The organism is Natrinema pallidum DSM 3751 (genome assembly GCF_000337615.1).
GTDB lineage: Archaea > Halobacteriota > Halobacteria > Halobacteriales > Natrialbaceae > Natrinema > Natrinema pallidum.
This window is the reverse complement of record NZ_AOII01000046.1, coordinates 12,589-30,387: the sequence shown is the minus strand read 5'-3', so window position 1 is coordinate 30,387 and position 17,799 is coordinate 12,589. Positions and strand designations below refer to the sequence as shown.

The 17,799-nt window shown below is 65.4% G+C and carries 17 protein-coding genes and 1 pseudogene; 12 read left to right on the top strand and 6 right to left on the bottom strand.

Annotated elements, in window-relative coordinates; translation table 11 throughout:
* Window positions 1-12 precede the first annotated feature (12 nt).
* From C487_RS08920 to arsM, 3 genes are all read left to right on the top strand, one after another.
* Window positions 13-396 (top strand): ArsR/SmtB family transcription factor, encoded by a 384-nt coding sequence (locus tag C487_RS08920; RefSeq protein WP_006185414.1) that lies wholly within the window; start codon window positions 13-15, stop codon window positions 394-396.
* A 15-nt stretch (window positions 397-411) separates the two neighbouring features.
* A complete protein-coding gene (locus tag C487_RS08915; protein WP_006185413.1) occupies window positions 412-1,368 on the top strand; it encodes a permease in 957 nt (318 codons plus the stop codon).
* Between the two features lie 86 nt (window positions 1,369-1,454).
* Window positions 1,455-2,342 (top strand): arsenite methyltransferase, encoded by an 888-nt coding sequence (gene arsM / locus C487_RS08910; RefSeq protein WP_006185412.1) that lies wholly within the window; start codon window positions 1,455-1,457, stop codon window positions 2,340-2,342.
* A gap of 9 nt (window positions 2,343-2,351) precedes the next feature.
* Here arsM and C487_RS08905 read toward each other — a convergent pair.
* Window positions 2,352-2,713, bottom strand: a pseudogene (locus C487_RS08905) (glycosyltransferase family 2 protein); the annotation flags it as partial.
* Window positions 2,714-2,941: 228 nt separating this feature from the next.
* Between C487_RS08905 and C487_RS08900 the strand changes: the two are divergent.
* Window positions 2,942-3,199 (top strand): hypothetical protein, encoded by a 258-nt coding sequence (locus tag C487_RS08900; RefSeq protein WP_152422487.1) that lies wholly within the window; start codon window positions 2,942-2,944, stop codon window positions 3,197-3,199.
* A gap of 149 nt (window positions 3,200-3,348) precedes the next feature.
* On the opposite strand, the gene C487_RS08895 is transcribed toward C487_RS08900, so the two are convergent.
* Entirely contained in the window at window positions 3,349-4,341 is a 993-nt protein-coding gene (locus tag C487_RS08895; RefSeq protein ID WP_006185407.1) for a carboxypeptidase regulatory-like domain-containing protein, read from the bottom strand.
* 600 nt (window positions 4,342-4,941) lie between these two features.
* Between C487_RS08895 and C487_RS08885 the strand changes: the two genes are divergently transcribed.
* Entirely contained in the window at window positions 4,942-5,403 is a 462-nt protein-coding gene (locus tag C487_RS08885; protein WP_006185405.1) for an SPW repeat protein, read from the top strand.
* A 38-nt stretch (window positions 5,404-5,441) separates the two neighbouring features.
* On the opposite strand, the gene C487_RS08880 is transcribed toward C487_RS08885, so the two are convergent.
* Together C487_RS08880 and C487_RS08875 are read right to left on the bottom strand one after the other, a co-directional pair.
* Complete coding sequence (locus C487_RS08880) at window positions 5,442-6,428, bottom strand: SDR family oxidoreductase (protein WP_006185404.1); 987 nt, start codon at window positions 6,426-6,428, stop codon at window positions 5,442-5,444.
* A 117-nt stretch (window positions 6,429-6,545) separates the two neighbouring features.
* Window positions 6,546-7,271, bottom strand: a complete 726-nt coding sequence (locus tag C487_RS08875; protein ID WP_006185403.1) for a hypothetical protein — start codon at window positions 7,269-7,271, stop codon at window positions 6,546-6,548.
* A 217-nt stretch (window positions 7,272-7,488) separates the two neighbouring features.
* Between C487_RS08875 and leuS the strand changes: the two genes are divergently transcribed.
* The 5 genes from leuS (at window position 7,489) to C487_RS08850 (ending at window position 13,196) form a co-directional block, all read left to right on the top strand.
* Window positions 7,489-10,236: a leucine--tRNA ligase gene (gene leuS, locus C487_RS08870; RefSeq protein WP_006185402.1), complete on the top strand. Its 2,748-nt coding sequence runs from the start codon at window positions 7,489-7,491 to the stop codon at window positions 10,234-10,236.
* 118 nt (window positions 10,237-10,354) lie between these two features.
* Window positions 10,355-10,648, top strand: a complete 294-nt coding sequence (locus C487_RS08865) for a HalOD1 output domain-containing protein (RefSeq protein WP_006185401.1) — start codon at window positions 10,355-10,357, stop codon at window positions 10,646-10,648.
* A 161-nt stretch (window positions 10,649-10,809) separates the two neighbouring features.
* Window positions 10,810-11,415 (top strand): DUF420 domain-containing protein, encoded by a 606-nt coding sequence (locus C487_RS08860; protein WP_006185400.1) that lies wholly within the window; start codon window positions 10,810-10,812, stop codon window positions 11,413-11,415.
* 135 nt (window positions 11,416-11,550) lie between these two features.
* Window positions 11,551-12,450 carry a thiamine-phosphate synthase family protein gene (locus C487_RS08855; protein ID WP_006185399.1) on the top strand — a complete coding sequence of 300 codons (900 nt, stop codon included), beginning with the start codon at window positions 11,551-11,553 and terminating at the stop codon, window positions 12,448-12,450.
* Between the two features lie 20 nt (window positions 12,451-12,470).
* Complete coding sequence (locus C487_RS08850) at window positions 12,471-13,196, top strand: class I SAM-dependent methyltransferase (RefSeq protein WP_006185398.1); 726 nt, start codon at window positions 12,471-12,473, stop codon at window positions 13,194-13,196.
* 28 nt (window positions 13,197-13,224) lie between these two features.
* Here the strand turns inward: C487_RS08850 and C487_RS08845 are convergent, their stop codons facing one another.
* Complete coding sequence (locus C487_RS08845; RefSeq protein ID WP_006185397.1) at window positions 13,225-13,635, bottom strand: acyl-CoA thioesterase; 411 nt, start codon at window positions 13,633-13,635, stop codon at window positions 13,225-13,227.
* Window positions 13,636-13,697: 62 nt separating this feature from the next.
* A complete protein-coding gene (locus tag C487_RS08840) occupies window positions 13,698-14,465 on the bottom strand; it encodes a DUF7001 family protein (RefSeq protein WP_006185396.1) in 768 nt (255 codons plus the stop codon).
* A 709-nt stretch (window positions 14,466-15,174) separates the two neighbouring features.
* Here C487_RS08840 and rdfA point away from each other — a divergent pair.
* Window positions 15,175-15,933: a rod-determining factor RdfA gene (gene rdfA / locus C487_RS08835; RefSeq protein ID WP_006185395.1), complete on the top strand. Its 759-nt coding sequence runs from the start codon at window positions 15,175-15,177 to the stop codon at window positions 15,931-15,933.
* Entirely contained in the window at window positions 15,930-17,717 is a 1,788-nt protein-coding gene (locus tag C487_RS08830; protein WP_006185394.1) for an archaea-specific SMC-related protein, read from the top strand. Before rdfA ends, C487_RS08830 begins: the two co-directional genes overlap by 4 nt.
* Window positions 17,718-17,799 lie beyond the last annotated feature (82 nt).

The following is a 17,799-nucleotide window of genomic DNA, read 5'->3' as shown; positions in this document are numbered from 1 at the left end:
ATACGTGAACTGATGTCCGAATCAAACACGCCCCCTGACGACGTCTACGACGCCCTCGAGCGGTTGTACGACGATCCGGAGGAACGCATCGCCGACTTGCAGGATGTCCGATCGTCCGAACGGGATGTCACCGATCGCGAGGCCGTCTTTAAGGCTCTCGGAAACGAGAACCGGCTTCGCGTTCTCGAGGCCTTGCGCGAGTCCGAGTGCTGTGGCTGTGAGTTGCAGGTCGTTCTGGACGCGCCGCAGTCGACGGTCGCGACTCATCTCCGCAAATTGAGGGACGCGGGACTGGTGAAGTCACGACGAAAAGGGAAGTGGAACTACTACCGGATCGCCGACACCGCGGTATTCGAACTGCTCGACCTCGCGGACGCGATTCGGGAGGACGACTGACCGAGGTACTGTGCGATGATTCCACCGAACATCGTCGATGCAGCGATCGATTCGGGCGAGTACTTCGTGCACCTCGCAGTACTGCTCGTTCCACTGTTCATCGGTGCATCGTTTCTCGTCGGTCTCGCACAGGAGTACCTTCCTCCGGAGCGAGTCGAACGAACGCTCCGTGGTCACGACGACGGCGCCGGCAATATCGCCGCAGCCGGACTGGGATCGGTGACGCCGTTCTGTTCGTGTTCGACCGTTCCCGTCCTGGCGGGACTACTTCAGGCGGGTGCACCGCTCGGACTCGCCTTTTCGTTCCTGCTCGCGTCGCCGCTCGTCAACTGGATCGCCGTAGTCCTGCTCGTCGGCCTGTTCGGCGTCGAAGTGACCGTCTGGTACATCGTCATGACGTTCAGTGCGGCCGTCGTCGGTGGCGTTGTCATCGGCCGGTTAGGGCTCAGTGATCAGGTGAAAGACGTTCGTATCGTGGACGACGATCGGACCGTCGCAGCGGACGGTGGCTCCGTTGATTGCTGTGCCGGACGGACGGCGAACGCCGAATCAACCCACGTACAACACCTCAAAACGGCCTCACGCGAGGCGTGGACGTTCTTCGTGGATACGCTCCCCTACCTTATTGTCGGAATGGTAATCGGCGCGCTGATTCACGGGGCCGTTCCCGCTGCCACGCTACAGACGGTACTCGGTTCCGAGAATCCGCTGGCCGTGCCACTGGCCGCACTCGCCGGTGCACCCGTCTACGTCAGCCTCAGCGGAATGCTCCCCATCGCGGCCTCGTTGAGCGAACAGGGGATCGCCGTCGGAACCGTTCTCGCGTTCGTCATCGGCGGTGCCGGCGTAAGTATCCCGAACCTGATACTCCTGAACAAGCTGTTCAAACGACGACTGTTGCTCGTGTACGGCGGAACTGTCGTCGTGATCGGTATCGCCGTCGGAACGATATTCAACCTCGTTATCGCCTGATATGGATAATTACGATGAAAACGAATCACTACTGTGATCGAGTGCTGGCCTCGGATCGAATATAGCACAACTTACAGAGATTACCAATGTCCGAAAACACCGCATCAGAAGACGAGTCGACCGTCACTGCTAATGAACAACACGAGACAGTCCGTGATCGGTACACCGAAGTTGCGGCCGACGAGGAAGATTGTGGGTCGGAGACGACGACCGATTGCTGTGCCGGGACAGAAGACCGGCCGAACGCTGAAGCGGACGAATCGTCACTGACCGGTTATTGCACGAACGACAAGTCCTCGGAAGAATGGGCGGCAGAAGTGGGGTACAACGCCGATGACATAGCGTCGGCTCCGACGGAAGCGAATCTCGGCCTCGGATGCGGGAATCCGACCGCGATCGCGAATCTGGACTCGGGTCAAACCGTCCTCGATCTCGGTTCCGGCGGTGGGTTCGATTGTTTCCTCGCCTCAAACGAGGTCGGCGACGACGGCACCGTGATCGGCGTCGACATGACACCGGCGATGATCGAAACGGCTCGAGGGAATATCGCGGACAGTGATGCCGAGAACGTAGAATTTCGGCTCGGTGAAATAGAACATCTTCCCGTGGGAGACGAGACCGTTGACGTTATCATCTCCAATTGCGTGCTCAATCTCTCGCCCAACAAGCAACAGGTCTTTGATGAGGCCTATCGAGTACTTCGTCCCGGTGGACGACTCGCGATTTCGGACATCGTTCTGGGCGATCAACTTCCCGTGAACTTACGTGCAGATCTCGACTCGGTCGCTGAGTGTATCGGTGGCGCGTCGCCGGTCACGGAACTGGAATCGCAACTCACCGAAGCGGGATTCGAGGACGTTCGAATCGAACCCGAAGACGAGACACAGGAGTTCCTTCGCGAGTGGGGTGATGACCGCGATTTGGACGAGTACATCGTCTCCGCGTCGATCACCGGACGCAGGCCGGCGGAGTAATCGATGCAACTACTGTACTTGCTTTTTAATGGCTTCGCTTTCTGCCATATCGAAGACCATCGCGAACAGCAGGAACGCGACGCCGGCGACGGGCAAGCGTAGAATCGTCGACCCCTGTCTCGACCGCCCGAGCGTCGAGAGCGTCGCAAACAGCATCACGACGACGGCGAGGATGCCGGTCGCTGCCAGTCCCGTGCCGACGCAGTACATGAGCGCCAGCGGGTGGAAGTCCAGCACGAGGAACTTGGCTCGCAACCGCCACAGGAAGTCGCGCAGCAACAGCAGCGATACCTTCGGGACGTATCGGGAGTAAGTGATGCTGACTCTTCTTCGCCGTAGACGGCCGGTATCGCCACGTCGCCGACGCGCACCTGCCGGTTCCCGACACCCATCCCGTCTGGGCGGGCTTGCTCGCGAACGTCCAGTTCCAGTTGCTCTCCTATCACGCCGCGACGCAACTCGAGCGCCCGATCGACAAACCGCGCAACCTCGCGAAGAGCGTCACGGTCGAATGACCGTCCCGCCCGCCGGATAACGCCTTTTTGACGCGTCAGTTCGAACGAAGAACGCCGATTCTCGAACCGGTACCGTGGGCGACCGTGACGGCCGAACCCCGAGCGCTGCCGTTGCTCTTCCGAACCGAGGCCCCCACTCGTACAGCGAGTACACGATACCACACCGCTCGAGAGATCAGCGGTATCCCGCTTCGCGGGGGCGGGAGTGTCGTGGTTGCGACCGCGGCCGGACAGTCAACGCCGGGCGATCCCACGGGGCGGAGCCGCGCGCTCGGTGGCGACGCCCGCACGGTCGATCCGGCGATCGCCGTTCAGCGAACGCGCTCGCCGAGAGGACAGTAATGGGCTGACGAACCAGGGCTCGAGGCGGCGGTGCCGTCGGCACGGAAACGGGCCGGCGTCACTCGGCGCTCAAGGCGGTCGGTGATGCCGACGGGACGACCGGCGTTCCGAACCGCGACAACGAGCAGCGAACCGCGACCGACCCGTCCCTAGCGGTCAGTCGTCGCTGTCACGCGCCGTCTCGTGTCACCATCGACATCGACGGTCCGCTCGTCCGACTCGGTCCCGTCTACGATCACGGTAAACGTGTACTCGTCGTCCTCGCGCTCGAAGTCGACCTCACCGTTCCGATCGACGGTCTTCCGCTCGTTCCCCTGCAGACTCGGCGATTCCCGCTCAAGCGCAACGGTCGCGTTGTCGAGCGGTTCGCCGTTCCCGTCTTCCACGACGAACGTCACCGTGCTCCCGTCGTCGCTCGAGTCGTCAGTTCCCGACCCGTCGCGTTCCTCCTCGAGCGTCAGCGTGAGCGACGCGTTGCCGCCGTCGATGTCGACGCTGTCTTCCGCGGACAGGTACCCGTCCGCGTTCGCGGATACGGCGTAGGTTCCGTTCTCGACCTCCCAGGCAACCTCGCCGTTGCCGTCGGTCGTTTGTCCATTGCCGACAGTCCCATTGTGGCTGACGTTGGCCCCGGCGATCGCGTTCCCGTCCCGATCTTCCACGGTCACGGTCACCGTGTGCGGTCCATCATCGCCGTCGCCACTGCCTCCGTCGCTATCACCGTCCGTCTCGTTGCCATCGGTATCGCCGTCGCTGCGATCCCCGTCCGTCTCGCCGTCATCGCTGTCGGTGCTCTCCCCACCGTCAGCGGTGCTCTCGTCGCTGTCACCGTTGTCGCCTTCGCCGTCAGTAACGGTCCCATCCCCGCTTTCGTCGTTCTCGCCGCTGGTCTCGTCGGTTTCGTTCCCGCTGCCGGCGTCCGCAGCGCTGTCATCCGACGGCTCGATGCCGTCGTCGGCCGGCTGATCCGAGTCGTCGAATCGGTCAGTGACCGATCCGACGGCGCTACTGACGGACGCACCGCTCGCAGCGAGTACTAACCCGGCCAGCAGGAACACGATCCCACTGACGGTGAGCAAAATCTGGACGCTGCTCCGAATCGATCTGGTCTCCGTTCGCTGTCGTTGGACATTGCGACGCATACGTGAAGAATTGTGAGTCGTGATCGGTTGTTACGTGCGCGTCGTCCCGTCGTCCGCGACCGACGCGTTCCGCTCTCCATCGGACACGTCCGCTTTCGGTCGGCCAGCGCTCGAGCGGGTGCCGGTCGCGATACGTTCGGTCCCGGACGCTGCTGGTGTGGCTGCCGCGTCCGACGAGTCTCGGGCCGGGCCCCGTGCCGAGGGGTGCTGGCGAATCACCTGCCGACAGCGTCCAGTCGCCCGGGAGTTCGATCGGTCACGTCCGAGTGAATTCATTACACGACTCTTCCCCGGTTCCGGGGTTCACTATACGGACGATAAAACCGTTTCACTACCGAAAACCGTCTTCGACGGCGGACTGTGGGGCGATACCGTCACTAGAACTCGGCTGTGCAATCGAGCGGCCGGTAATACAGTATTACCCAGTCCGTCGGGGGAGCGCAAGTCGCCGATTGGCGAGTCGTAACGGCTGTTTTGGCCGCTCTCACGGCTCGTTGACCGATCGCCGAACACGTGATCTCCGGACGGATTTCGAGAGTGGAGCGTGAACGGTCGGCGCGCTTTTTGAGTGTTCCTGTGGGAATCCCGGTTGAGAGTGCCATGAGCGAATCCACGACAAACGACCCGGCGGCCGGCGAATCGCACACCCGCGACCAGGGCGAGCCGGACAGCCAGAAGTGGCTGAGCGGCTTCGTCTCGCTGATCGGCCTGTGGCTGGCCGCGTCACCGTTCGTCTATGGCCCGGCGCAGTCCATGCTGTGGAACAACCTGCTGGTCGGGGGCGCGATCTTCCTGCTGGCAGGATACAACTACTACCGGATCATCACCGCCCACCCGACCAGTACCGGCGTGATGTCGCTCGTCGCCCTGCTCGCGCTGTGGATGGTCGTCTCCCACTTCGCGATCGGCGGGCAGTTCGCGATCAGCGGTCTCGAGGTCGCCAGTGCGGGCCTGGCCTGGAGCAACATCGTCTCGGGACTCATCGCCGCGGCGCTGTCGGCGTATATCGCCTATGCCGCCGGTCGCGGCGTCCCTCGCGGAACGGCCGCCGGGACGCGATAACGACCCGGAGGCGGCTTTTTCGTCGCTGTTCGCCGCGATCAGGGGTATCGTTCGGGCGGTGCGTCCGCTGCGCGCCGCTCGAGCAGGTCGAGAACGGGCTCGCTCGCGGCCAGTCGAATCCCGAGCGCGGTGAGCCGATCCCGTACCGCGCCCGGAACGAGCGTGCCGTATAGCGATCCGAGTACGGGGACAGGACCGACGCGATAGTGCGTGTCGGGGTTCGGAACGGTCGCGGCCTCCCGAATCGTCGCGGCGACCCGGTCGGGATCGTTGATGAACGGACCGCCGCCTTCGACAGCGCGGAGCCGCCGGAGGATGCGGTAGAGATCGGCGTGCCCCGCGGGGCTGACGACGGTCATGTTCCTGCTCGACCCGTGCCGGTCCGGCTCCATCGCCGCCGCGCCGTCGATAGGGCTCGAGGCTGGTCGGGCGGTCGCGGCCGCGTCGTCGACCGCCGTCACGGCGCGGTCGTAGAACGGCGTCCGTACGACGCCCGGTTGCACGACGACGACGTCGATCCCGGAGCCGGTCAGCTCCTGTCGCAGCGCGTCGCTCAGACTCGCCATCGCCCACTTCGAGGCGGTATAGGCACCGATCCCGGCGAGCGCGAGCCGATCCGCGGCGCTGGTGACGGTGATAATACGACCACTGCCGCGTTCGCGCATCCCCGGAAGCACCGCCCGAATCAGTCGGTGCGGCCCGAAACAGTGAACGGCAAACTGGCGCTCGAGCAGCCTCGTGGGTACGTCTTCGACCGGGCCGAACTGCCCGTAGCCGGCGTTGTTGACGAGGCACTCGACGCCGCCGGCCTCGTCGCGGACGCGCTCGACGACGCGGTCGATATCGTCGGGAGCGGTCAGATCCAGGGCCACGATGTCGGCCCCGCGGTCGGCCAGTCGCTCGAGGCCGTCCCGATCGCGATCACGGGCGGTCGCATAAACCCGCCACCCCGCCGCGAGCAGTGCGCGCGCCGTTTCATAGCCGATGCCCGACGAACAGCCGGTCACGAGTGCGGTCGTCGCCATGCGCCCTTCTACGATGGCCTCGTAGAAGGCAGTCCCCAGGTGTCGCACTCGAGAACTGTCACGGCTATCGACGGCTCCGGGAGCGGCCGGCGATCCCCGAGCGGGGGAACGGTACCGTCAGTCGCCGAACGGAGCAACAGGGTCTGACGGGCGTCGTGGGTCCTCCAGCGGTCCTCGTTCGATCCCGGTCGATGGCCCTCGCTCGTCGGCTGCTGACGAGTCGCGGTCGCTCGCCGCCGAATCGTCCGCATCGTCGACCAGCCCGGCGTCCTCGAGCGCTCGCTCGAAATCGCCGCCGAAGTCGTCGTCCGCGTCGTCGGAAGCGTCCGCTTCGATTGGGTCGTCCGGAGCAGCGGGGTCGTCCGGATCGGAGGGGGCATCCGGAGCAACTGATTCGTCCAAGCTGTCCGGTTCGGTTGGTTCAGCAGGAGCAGCGGTGTCGTCCGAGTCGGCTGGTTCGGCCGGTTCGGCGGGGCCGTCCGACGATGCTCGGGCGGCATCGTCCGCTGTAGTGTCGTCTCCGTCGGAGTCGTCGGTCGACGGGTCGGAATCGGTCGACGGCACCGGGTCGGCTGGCGGTTCCGTCGCACTGCTGTCGTCCCCGTCCGGGCTCGAGTCGGGCTCGGTTTCGGGGACAACCGCGTCGTCGCGGTCGTCGGTCGGTGCGGTTGACTCGGCGGCCGACGCGTCGTCGCGCTCCGCTGCAGCGGCGGACGAATTCGTCTCGTCCGCCCGCAGATCCGGGGCGACGACGACCGTCAGGACGCCGAACGTGAGCAGGACGGCCGCGATGGGAACCAGCAGCGCAAACGCCGATGGGATATCGTTTGGAAGGCGTGCCATTCGACGGCTCGATCGTAGACGACCCACCCGCTTTGTTACGCTCAGCCCACAGCGGAGCGAACCGACGGGTGGCGGCTGATACGCGCTCCGTTCCGTTCGTATCGGCTCGCTTCGGGCTCGAGGAACGGCGTCGGTCGCGACGCGGGACGAAGCCGCCGCGGCGGCCGAACAATGATATAGCCGGCCCGTCCAGTGGGAACAACGGACACCGCCGACAATGACGAGTCATTACGATCACGCACAGGTTCAGGAGTTTTGGCAATACGTCTGGGAGCGCGACGACGTCTACGCGCTCGATGCCGACGCCACGGACCCGACCTACGTCCTCGGCATGTTTCCCTACACGTCGGGCACGCTCCACATGGGGCACGTCCGCAACTACGCGATCACCGACGCCTACTCGCGCTATCGCCGCATGCGGGGCGACGACGTCCTCCACCCGATGGGGTGGGACGCGTTCGGCCTCCCCGCCGAAAACGCGGCGTTCGACCGCGGGACCGACCCCGAGTCCTGGACCCAGGCGTGTATCCGGCGCATGCGCGAGGAACTCGAGACGATGGGCTTTGGCTACGACTGGTCACGGGAGATTACGACCTGTGAGCCCGAGTACTACCGGTGGAATCAGTGGCTGTTCAAGCGCCTCTACGAGGCGGGGCTCGTCGAGTACGAGGCGGCGACGGTCAACTGGTGTCCCGACTGCGAGACGGTACTGGCCGACGCGCAGGTCGTCGATCACGAGGACGAACGCAGCGAGTCCTCGGATCAGGCGAGCGGCCACGGCGATCGCGTCTGCTGGCGGTGTAAGACCCCAGTCGGGCGACGGGAACTCGATCAGTGGTTCTTTACGATCACCGACTACGCCGAAGAACTCCACGAAGGGCTCGACGATCTCGAGGGGTGGCCCGAGGGCGTCCGCGAGATCCAGCGCAACTGGATCGGGCGGCAGGAAGGGGCACGGATCACGTTCGACGTGGCCGGTTACAGCGGCGCTGGCAGGAGCGGCGACGGTGACGACGACCGAGCCGTCGACGTATTCAGCACCCGCCCGGAGACGATCTACGGCGCGACCTATCTCGCCGTCTCGCCGGGTCACGACCTCGCTCGAGCGCTGGCCGAGGACGACGACGCCGTCGCCGAGTACATCGCGACCGTTCGCGAGCAGGCCCCCGACCAGGTCGGTTTTGCCGGCGTCGAGACCGACGCTACCGCGGTCCACCCGCTGACAGGCGCGGAACTTCCGGTCTACGTCGCCGGTTACGTCCTCGAAGACGTCGGCACTGGTGCCGTGATGGGCGTTCCCGGGCACAACGAGCGCGACCACTCGTTTGCACGCGAGCACGACCTACCGATCGAGCGCGTGATCGTTCCCGACGCCGACGACAACGGCGGTAGTGGGACCGAAACGGACGAAGGCGACCCGTACACCGGCGCGGGCGTCCTCGAGCACAGCGGCGAGTACGACGGCCTCGAGAGCGGGGTGGCCGGCGAGCGGATCGTCGCTGACCACGACGCGCTCGCGGACGATGTCACCTACCGGCTTCGAGACTGGCTGATCTCCCGCCAGCGCTACTGGGGGACGCCGATCCCGATGGTCCACTGTGACGAGTGCGGACGCGTTCCGGTGTCGGACGAGGCCCTCCCGATCGAGCTACCGGAGTTCGTCCGGACCACGGGGAACCCGCTGGACGCGGCCGAGGAGTGGACCGAGACGACCTGTCCGGACTGTGGCGGGCCCGCTCGGCGCGAAACGGACACGATGGACACGTTCGTCGATTCCTCGTGGTACTACCTGCGTTTCCTCTCGCCGACTCTCACGGACGCGCCGTTCGAGACCGACATCGCGAACGACTGGCTGCCGATCGATCTCTACGTCGGCGGCGACGAGCACGCCAGCCTGCATCTGCTGTACACTCGCTTCTTCACGAAGGCGCTGGCCGATCTCGATCTCCTCGAGCGGCGGGAGCCGATCCGCGAGCTCATGAGCCAGGGGACGGTGCTGTACGACGGCGAGAAGATGTCCAGTTCGAAAGGCAACGTCGTCACCCCCGAGGAGTACGGCGCGGAGACGACGCGGCTGTTCGTCCTCTCGGCGGCGCATCCCGAACAGGACTTCGAGTGGACCGCCAACAACGTCCGCGGAGCCTACGATCTCCAGCAGACCCTCTACCGGATGGCGACTGCCTTCGTCGAGGAAGGCGATGCCCGCGTCGAGCGACGAGACCACGACGAGTACGTCGCTCGGGAGATCGACCGAACCATCGCCGCGGTCACGGCGGAGTACGACCGGTACCGGTTCCACCGTGCCGCGACCGAGATCCGGGAGCTGGCACGTCTGCTCCGGCGCTATCGCGAGTACGACCGCCCACACGGTGACGTCTACCGGCGCGGCCTGCTGACCCTGGCCGCGCTGATCGCCCCGATGGCACCCCACCTCGGCGAAGAACTCTGGAACAAACTCCGCGGGGACGGGCTCGCCGTCGAGGCCGACTGGCCCGAGCCAAACCGCGACGCCTCGCGGTATCGGCTCGAGCGCCGACTGGTCGATCGCACGCTCGAGGACGTTCGAGATATCGTCGGCATCGCCGACATCGACGACCCCGAACGGATCGAACTGATCCTCGCACCCGACTGGAAGTACCGGGCCGCCGAGTTGGCGGGCCGGACCGCCAGCGGGGACGACGGGTCCGACCCCGTCGACTCGATCGTCGACGCGGTTCTCGCGGACGAGTCGGTCGCCGCCCCCGATCCCGCTCGCGTCGCGGCGTTCGCGGGCGAACTCGTCGGACGCGACGGCGAGGACGGCGAGGAGGGACGAAGCGCGGATCACGAACTGGCGGTTCTCGACCGCGCGTCCTGGCTCGTCACCGACGAGTTCGATGCGGCCGTCACCGTTCGACGGGCCACCGGCGACGACGCGCAGGCCGCCAAAGCCCGACCCGGCAAACCCGCGATTCGAATCAGTTAGGGGCCGCCGGCCGGGGCGATGTGCCGCTACTCGGCGGCGTGGATACGGTCCGCGTGAGCAATTCCGGAAACTCGGGAAGGACAGTTTTATTCAATCGGCTTCGGAAGACGCAAACACGATGGTGGAGGGTGACGGTAGCGTCGGCTCGTCGTCCCGACGAGCACCGAGCCAAGCAGTGATCGAAGCGGTCGCCGAAGCGGAAGGCGTTTCGCCGGCGGCGATCTCGCCACCGGACTACCAATCCCTCCACGCTGTCATCGATCCGGCGGCACTGGACGCGCTCTTCGCGGACCGGTCCAACGGTGCGAGCAGGCCCGGGGGGACGGTCTCGTTTTCCTTCTGTAGCTACGATGTAACCGTCGATCAGGACGGACGGGTAACGCTCGGCGAGCCGACTGACTCGGCCGACTGACGTTCCCCTCGACGGATGGTCGTGGCTGCCCGCGATCCGGTTCGCCCGCAGCGAACGCTTCAGCGGGGGATCGACCAGGTACGATCGCGCTCCGGAGCGGGCTCTATCGGATCGCACCCGGAACAGCAAGCATGATACGGCGGTGTTCCTAACGTCCGATAATGGCAACCGCTGACGCCAAACGGCGACTCCGGCAGCAACCGGTGGGCGCAACGATCTTCCTGACGATCGTCGGGTACGCGCTGGTGCTCGGGACGTTTCTGCTGGACGTTCCGATCTATCCCGACCTGACGAACGCACAGGTCAATCTGCTGTCTCACGTGATCGCAGTCATCAACACGACCGCGACGGTCGTCTTGCTGCTCGGCTGGTACTGGATCCGCGCCGGCAACGTCGAGAAACACCGGCTGGCGATGGTCAGCGGGTTCGTGTTGATCCTCGGCTTTCTGGTCGTCTACCTGCTCAAGGTCGGCGGCGGCGGGACCAAGGAGTTCGTCGGCCCCAAGATTGCCTACTACCCGTATCTCGTCATGCTGGCGATCCATATCCTCCTCTCGATCGTTTCGGTCCCGGTCGTCCTCTATGCCCTGATCCTCGGGCTGAGTCACACGCCCGCGGAACTCCGGGAGACGCCACACGCCAGAGTGGGCCGTATCGCCGCCGGCGCGTGGATTCTGAGCCTCTTCCTCGGCGTCGTCACCTACGTCCTGCTCAACCACGTCTTCGCCTACGAGTTCGCGTCGATGATCGTCCCCGTCGCCGTCTAAGGCGTCGCATAGCGCCGCTATCGCGTCGCGCCCGTTTCGATACGATCGCCCGAGAGAGCGGGCCGTCCCGCCGTTGGTCCCCTCGAGGCGGGACCCACAAGTTATCCCGTCGCCCGCCGTACCGTCGGGCAACGAATGCAATTCGTCGAAGAAATCGTCGTAGACGAGTTCCTTCCGACCGTCCGCTCGCTGCTCGCCGGTGATCTCCGAGAGCGAGGCTTCACGCAAAGCGAGGTCGCCGACGTGCTCGGCATCAGCCAGAGCGCCGTCTCGAAGTACGCCCACGGCGACGTAACGGTCAACGACCGCATCGCCGCGGACGACCGGGTGCTGGATCTCGTCGACGAACTCGGCACCGGACTGGCGGCCGGCGAGATTTCGCCGGTACAAGCGCTCATCGAGATCGAGGTCCTGATCCGCGACCTCGAGTCCGGCGGGGACCTGCTCGCCCAACTCCACGAGGAGGCCGTGCCGGAACTCGCCGATCACGGCGCGAGTTTCCGCGTCCACGATCCCGAAAGCGACCTTCGGACCAGCGAGCGGGTACTCTCGTCGCTGCGACGAGGCCTGGGAATGCTCGAGACCGCAAGCGGGTTTACGAGCCTGATCCCCGCCGTCGGCTCGAACCTGGTTGCCTGTACGCCCGACGCGGAGGACGTCGACGACGTCGCGGGCGTCCCCGGACGGATCTTCGACGTGAAAGGTCGCGCAACGGTCCCCGCGGACCCCGAGTTCGGCGTCTCGGAGCACGTCGCGCGAGTGTTGTTGGCCGCTCGCCGCCACGGTGCGGACGTCTCGGCGGCGATCAACATCACGTACGAGCCGGGCCTGGTCGATGACCTGACCGAGCAGGGCCACGTCGCCGCCGAGTTCGACGAATCCGGCGATGTCGCCTCGAGCGTCGGCGCGGCGATCGAGGACGAACCCGAGGCGACGGTACTCTACCAGACCGGCGGCATGGGAATCGAACCGCTGATTTACGTCCTCGGCCCGGACGCGGAGTCGGTCGCGGACACGCTTCGATCGCTCGTCTGAACGGCCCCCGACAACGAAGCATGACGGAGTCAGCACGGGAGTTCTACGGTCGCTGGGCACGCCTCTACGATCTGATCGCGCGACGAACGCCGGGTATCGCCCGCCTCCGAGATCGGGCGGCCGCCGCCTGCCGCCTCGAGCCCGGCGATACGGTCGTCGAGATGGGCTGCGGAACGGGCGCGAACCTCCCCGTCCTCCGCGAGCGGGTCGGGCCCGAGGGGACCGTGATCGGACTCGACGTTACGCGACCCGTACTCGAGCGGGCGCGTGCGGCGACAGCGGCGTACGACAACGTCCACGTCCTGCAGGGGGATGCGACGCAGCCACCGGTCGGTGGAGGGCGTGACGGTGCCGGCGTGCTGGACACGACCGCCAGGGATGTCGACGCCGTCCTCGCGACGTTCGTCGTCGGCATGCTCGCGGAGCCAGCGGGCGCGGTCGACGACTGGTGTGACCTCGTCGGAGCCGACGGGACCGTCGTCCTCGCCAACGCCGCCAGAAGCGGGGAGTGGTACGCCCCGCCGGTCAACGCCGTTTTCCGGGCGATCGTCATCCTCTCGACGCCGCCGACGACGCAACTCCGCTACGAGAGCGAGCCGCATCGTCGGCTCGACGAGAAGATCGGTGCCGCACACGCTCGCCTCCGCGAGCGCGCGGTTGCCGTCGCCGACGAGACCCACGTATTCGGGGTCGTCCGTCTTACCGGCGGAACACTCCCGGAGCGATCGATCGATCCCCAGCCGTGAGCCGGGGGTCGATGTCGACCGGCGGCGATTACGCGGGCGCTTCGGCGTCGCTGTACTCGCGGAGCCGTCGGCGGATGGCCGGCGGGATCGGCATCGGTTCGTCGGTCTCGTGATCGATGTGGACGATCGTCGTCTCGGCCGTTGCGGCGACCGCACCGTCGACGCGAATCTCGTACTCCATGGTACAACTCGAGTCGCCGAGTTCGGCGACAGCGAGGGCCACGACCGGCTCGTCGTCGTACGTGATCGGTCGCTTGTAGGTGAGTTCGAGCGTCGCGACCACGAAGGCGATGTCCGCCTCGGGCACGCCCAGCACCTCCTCGATGTAAGCGGTCCGGGCCGCCTCGAGATAGCTCGCGTAGACGGCGTGGTTGACGTGATCTAACGGGTCGAGGTCCCGAAAGCGAACGGGGACCTCGTGAGTGAACTCCGTACTCATTGTGTGTTGTCGCTCGCGGACTCGCACAAAAGTACGCACCGGTTCGTCGTCCCGGCACCGACTCAGGGTCGATCGTACAGGTCGGCGTGGGCGGCACAGAACGCGGGGTCACGAAGTTGGGCGTCGATCAGTTCCGGCTGCCGGTGGGCGTTGAAGAGCCGACAGTCCTCCCGGTCGCAGAACGCCTCGCCGGTCTCGAGGTAGTGAAACGCCTGCAGCACGTACCCCTTCAGGGCCTCGGTGGTCCGCGGGTCGTCGGCGACCAGAAAGTCGCCGTTGACCTGGTTCTCGAGGACTTCCCGCGGCGGCGCGTCGCCGGAGAGGAGGGCGTGGCGCTGTTTTTCCTTATAGTAGGCCTCGGGCTTGGCGGGGGCCTCGTAGAGCCCCGGAACCGATACCAGCGCCGGTTGGCCGGGGACGGTCACGCGCTTGTGCCAGCGCCCGTCGTGGTCGCCCCACGTCCCGATGGCGCGGTCGAGAATCGCAACGTGCAGCGTCTCGAGTCCGCGCTCGTCGGCGGGGAGCGCGGCGTTGAGCGCGCGCTGTACCCCGACGCCGTCGTAGAGAACCCCGCCCTCGCGATCGGGAGTCTCGAGCGCCCGCTCCTCGTATCGGATCGTACCGAGCATCGTGTTGCCCGTCTCGCGCTCGTAGGGGGATGGAACTCGCGCCTCGGCGAACCGCTCGGCGAGGTCGTCCGTGCGGTGGACATCGAGGAACCGATCGCGGACGGCCACAGTCGCGTCGAGCCGCGCCCGCAGCCAGGCTGCGATGTCGTCGACCGCGGCCGTCGTCGAGGGTGATCGATAGCAGATGAGACGTTCGACCATATACTAGCCAGTGGTACCACTGGGTGAAACAATTGTGGTTCGATCGGTCGCCCCGTCGACGGCGGGATGGGAGCCGTCGCCTCGAGCGGCATGAATCGCGGGCCGGTCCGCGTACCGACGGCTGGGTCGAGATCGGTGTCTCACAACCGAAACCGGCCGCTCACTCAGAGACCCGATACATAAATAACAGTACTATTTCACCGAATGATATGATATACTATGGTTAGTTGCGTTCGGCGATCCGTACGCCGAGACGAGAGCAGTTCGGATGAGACCGCTTCCATCGAACCCAGTCCGACGACTCGAGACCGCCCGACAGTTGGTTTGTCCCTCTCGGGGGAAACCGACTACGCGCCGCTAGTCCAGTTGAACGCGATGTGTGTGCGAACAATGGGCTCGGCGACCGGTTGGAGGTTGTACGAAGACGACCGCCGGAGGACGATCATGACCGCTGTATCGGTTGCTAGTATCCCGGTTCCGGTCTCCTGCCCCAAAATCATATGATTCCATGAATACCTCTATGAGTGTTACATCATACCACCTACTATAAGGCGCGGTTCACAAGCAAACTGCCGTAGCTGCGCGGGACTGGCGGCGAGAGTTCCCGGAGGCCACGCCGTCAGCGCGATTGCCCCGTTTCCGGACGGTCCGGGCGTGTAGTAATCACGTTTATTAGCGGTCGGACCCTCCGTTCGAACAGACCACAACGATGGGATGTAAGGTCGATACCCTTATCGAACGCCATTCTCTGACCGTCCCCGTCCCGGAGTACGATTCCGTCAACGAGTATCTGGTGGCGCGCTGGACCGGTTCGGACGGCCGGTCCGCCGACGGATACAAAGCCCTCACGGAGTGGTTCAACAAACGGCTCCTGAAACGGCTCTACGAGGAGCACGACCGAGATACCGTCACCGTCCATCTGGACCGCGAATACGAACTCATTACGGGCGAGGAAACGCTCCACCGCGACGAACTCGCGGCCGATCTCGCCACGGATGGGCTCGATATCGACGAGATCGATAGCGAACTGCCCTCCTGGAGCACGATGCGTCACCACCTCAAGGACTGTCTCGAGGCCGAAAAGGACACGCAGTCGGCGGACACGGACTGGGAGACGGACACCGTCCGGATGGCTCGCGAACGGGCCACCGAAAAGGCCCAGTCGGTACTGTCGTCGCTCACCTCGAAGGGCCGTCTCCGGAACGGGGAGCAAGCGGACGTCGACGTACAGGTCAAACTGAGTTGTCCGGAGTGTTCGGTTCGGGTCCCGTTCGCGGACGCGGTCGAACGCGGGTACGTCTGTGAGACGCACGTCGACGCCGAGCCGGACGAGTCGATGCGGGAGCAGGGGCGGAACGCGTTGTCCCTCCTCGCGGTTCCGTACGGACTCCTCGAGGGGATTCGGACGGCCCTTCTCGAAGACCCGTACCTCGTCGAGGCGGTCGCGACCGCTGCTATCCCGTTATGACGTGGCAGTTCTCCATCGAGAACATCGCCGGTATTCGGGAGGGAGAGGCACGCATCGAACCGGGCGTAAACGTCGTCCGAGCGTCCAACTGGCAGGGGAAATCCAGCTTTCTCGCGAGCATCGAAACGGCGCTCGGCACGGCGACGCCGCTCACCGAGGGGCAGGCGACCGGTCGGGTCACCGTCACCACGGCCGACGACGAGATCGCCGTCACCCTCGAGCGGACGGACGGGTCAGTCTCCCGGACGGGAACCCCGTATCTCCACGACGAATACGATCGGGTGTGCGCGACGTTGTTCGCGTCGCTCGACGAAACCAACGAGATCCGACGGGCCGTTCGAAACGGCGAGACCATCGACCACCTCCTCACGCGGCCGCTGGATTTCGAAAACATCGACGAACGGATCGCCGACCTGAAAGCGGAACGACAACGGGTCGAGACGGAACGCGACCGAGCGGCGGACGCCGCCGACCGACTGCCACAGCTCCGGACTCGAGTAACGGACCTCGAGTCGACGCTCGACGAACTGCACGCCCAGCGAGCCGATCTCGACGACGAGACCGGCGGTAGCTCGGACTCCCGAGACCAGTTGAGCGAACTGCGCGTGGAGCGCGATCGCATCGATTCCCGCATCGACCGCCTCGAGACGACTGCCGAGCGCGTCCGCGAGACGCTGTCGGAGACGCAAGCCGAACTCGAGGCGCTCTCGGTTCCATCGAGCGAGGACATCGAACGCGAACTCGAGACGCTCCACGAGGATCGCCGTGACGTAGAGCGGGACGTCGAACTGTTGCAGTCGGTCTACGAGGCGAACAAGCGCGTCCTCGATGAGGGTCGCACCGAACTGCTGACCGACGTTTCCCACGACGTGCTCGCGGACACAGTAACGTGCTGGCTCTGCGGCGAGGATGCCACACGCGACGAGATCGAGGCGCAGTTAGCGGCGCTCGACGAGCGGATCGGGGAACTCGACTCGCAAGCCGACGAGTACCGGGAGCGAGTCGCAACGCTCGAAGCGAAACGCGACGAGATTCGGCAGGCTCGCCGGCGTGAGACGGAACTCACCGATCGTATCGGCGCTCTCGAATCGCGACTGGCAGAGACCGAAGAGAGTCTGGAAAGCGCCCGGGAACGGCGGTCGGAACTGGCGTCGCGTATCGAGACACTCGCCGAAGCGGTGGACGCGACCGAAGAGCGAGTGCTGGAACTGGAAAGCGAGATCAAATATACCGAAACGGAGTTAGCGGAGGTTCGTGCGGATCTCGAGGACGCCGAGGCGCAGGCGGACCAGTTGTCGACGCTGGACGACGAGTACGCGTCGCTGACGGCGGAGATATCCGAACTCAGGGGTCGCAAGACGGAGATCAAACGGCGCACCCGCGAGGCGTTTTCGACCGCGCTCAACGACCTCCTGGAGCGATTCGACACGGGATTCGAGACGGCCCGTCTTACGAGCGGGTTCGACCTCGTCGTCGCCCGGGACGGCCGCGAAGCGCGACTGGACGCGCTCAGCGAGGGCGAACGGGAGGTCCTGGGACTCGTCGCAGCGGTCGCTGGCCACGACGCGTTCGACGTCGACGAGCGCGTTCCGGTGTTGCTCCTCGACGGTCTCGGTGGGCTGGCAAGCGACAACCTCCGAACGTTGGTCGACTATCTGCGGGACCGAGCCGAGTATCTCGTCCTCACGGCGTATCCCGAACACGAGGGGTTCGACGGTCACGAACTGTCGCCGGCCGACTGGCAGGTCGTCTCCCACGACATCGACGCCGAGACAGCGTCCTGAGTCAGGTCCGCCGCTTCCGTGGGCAAGCTGCCGGGTCCGCCGTGAATGCGCGCCCCATGGACAGGTGCGGACAGGAGAGTCG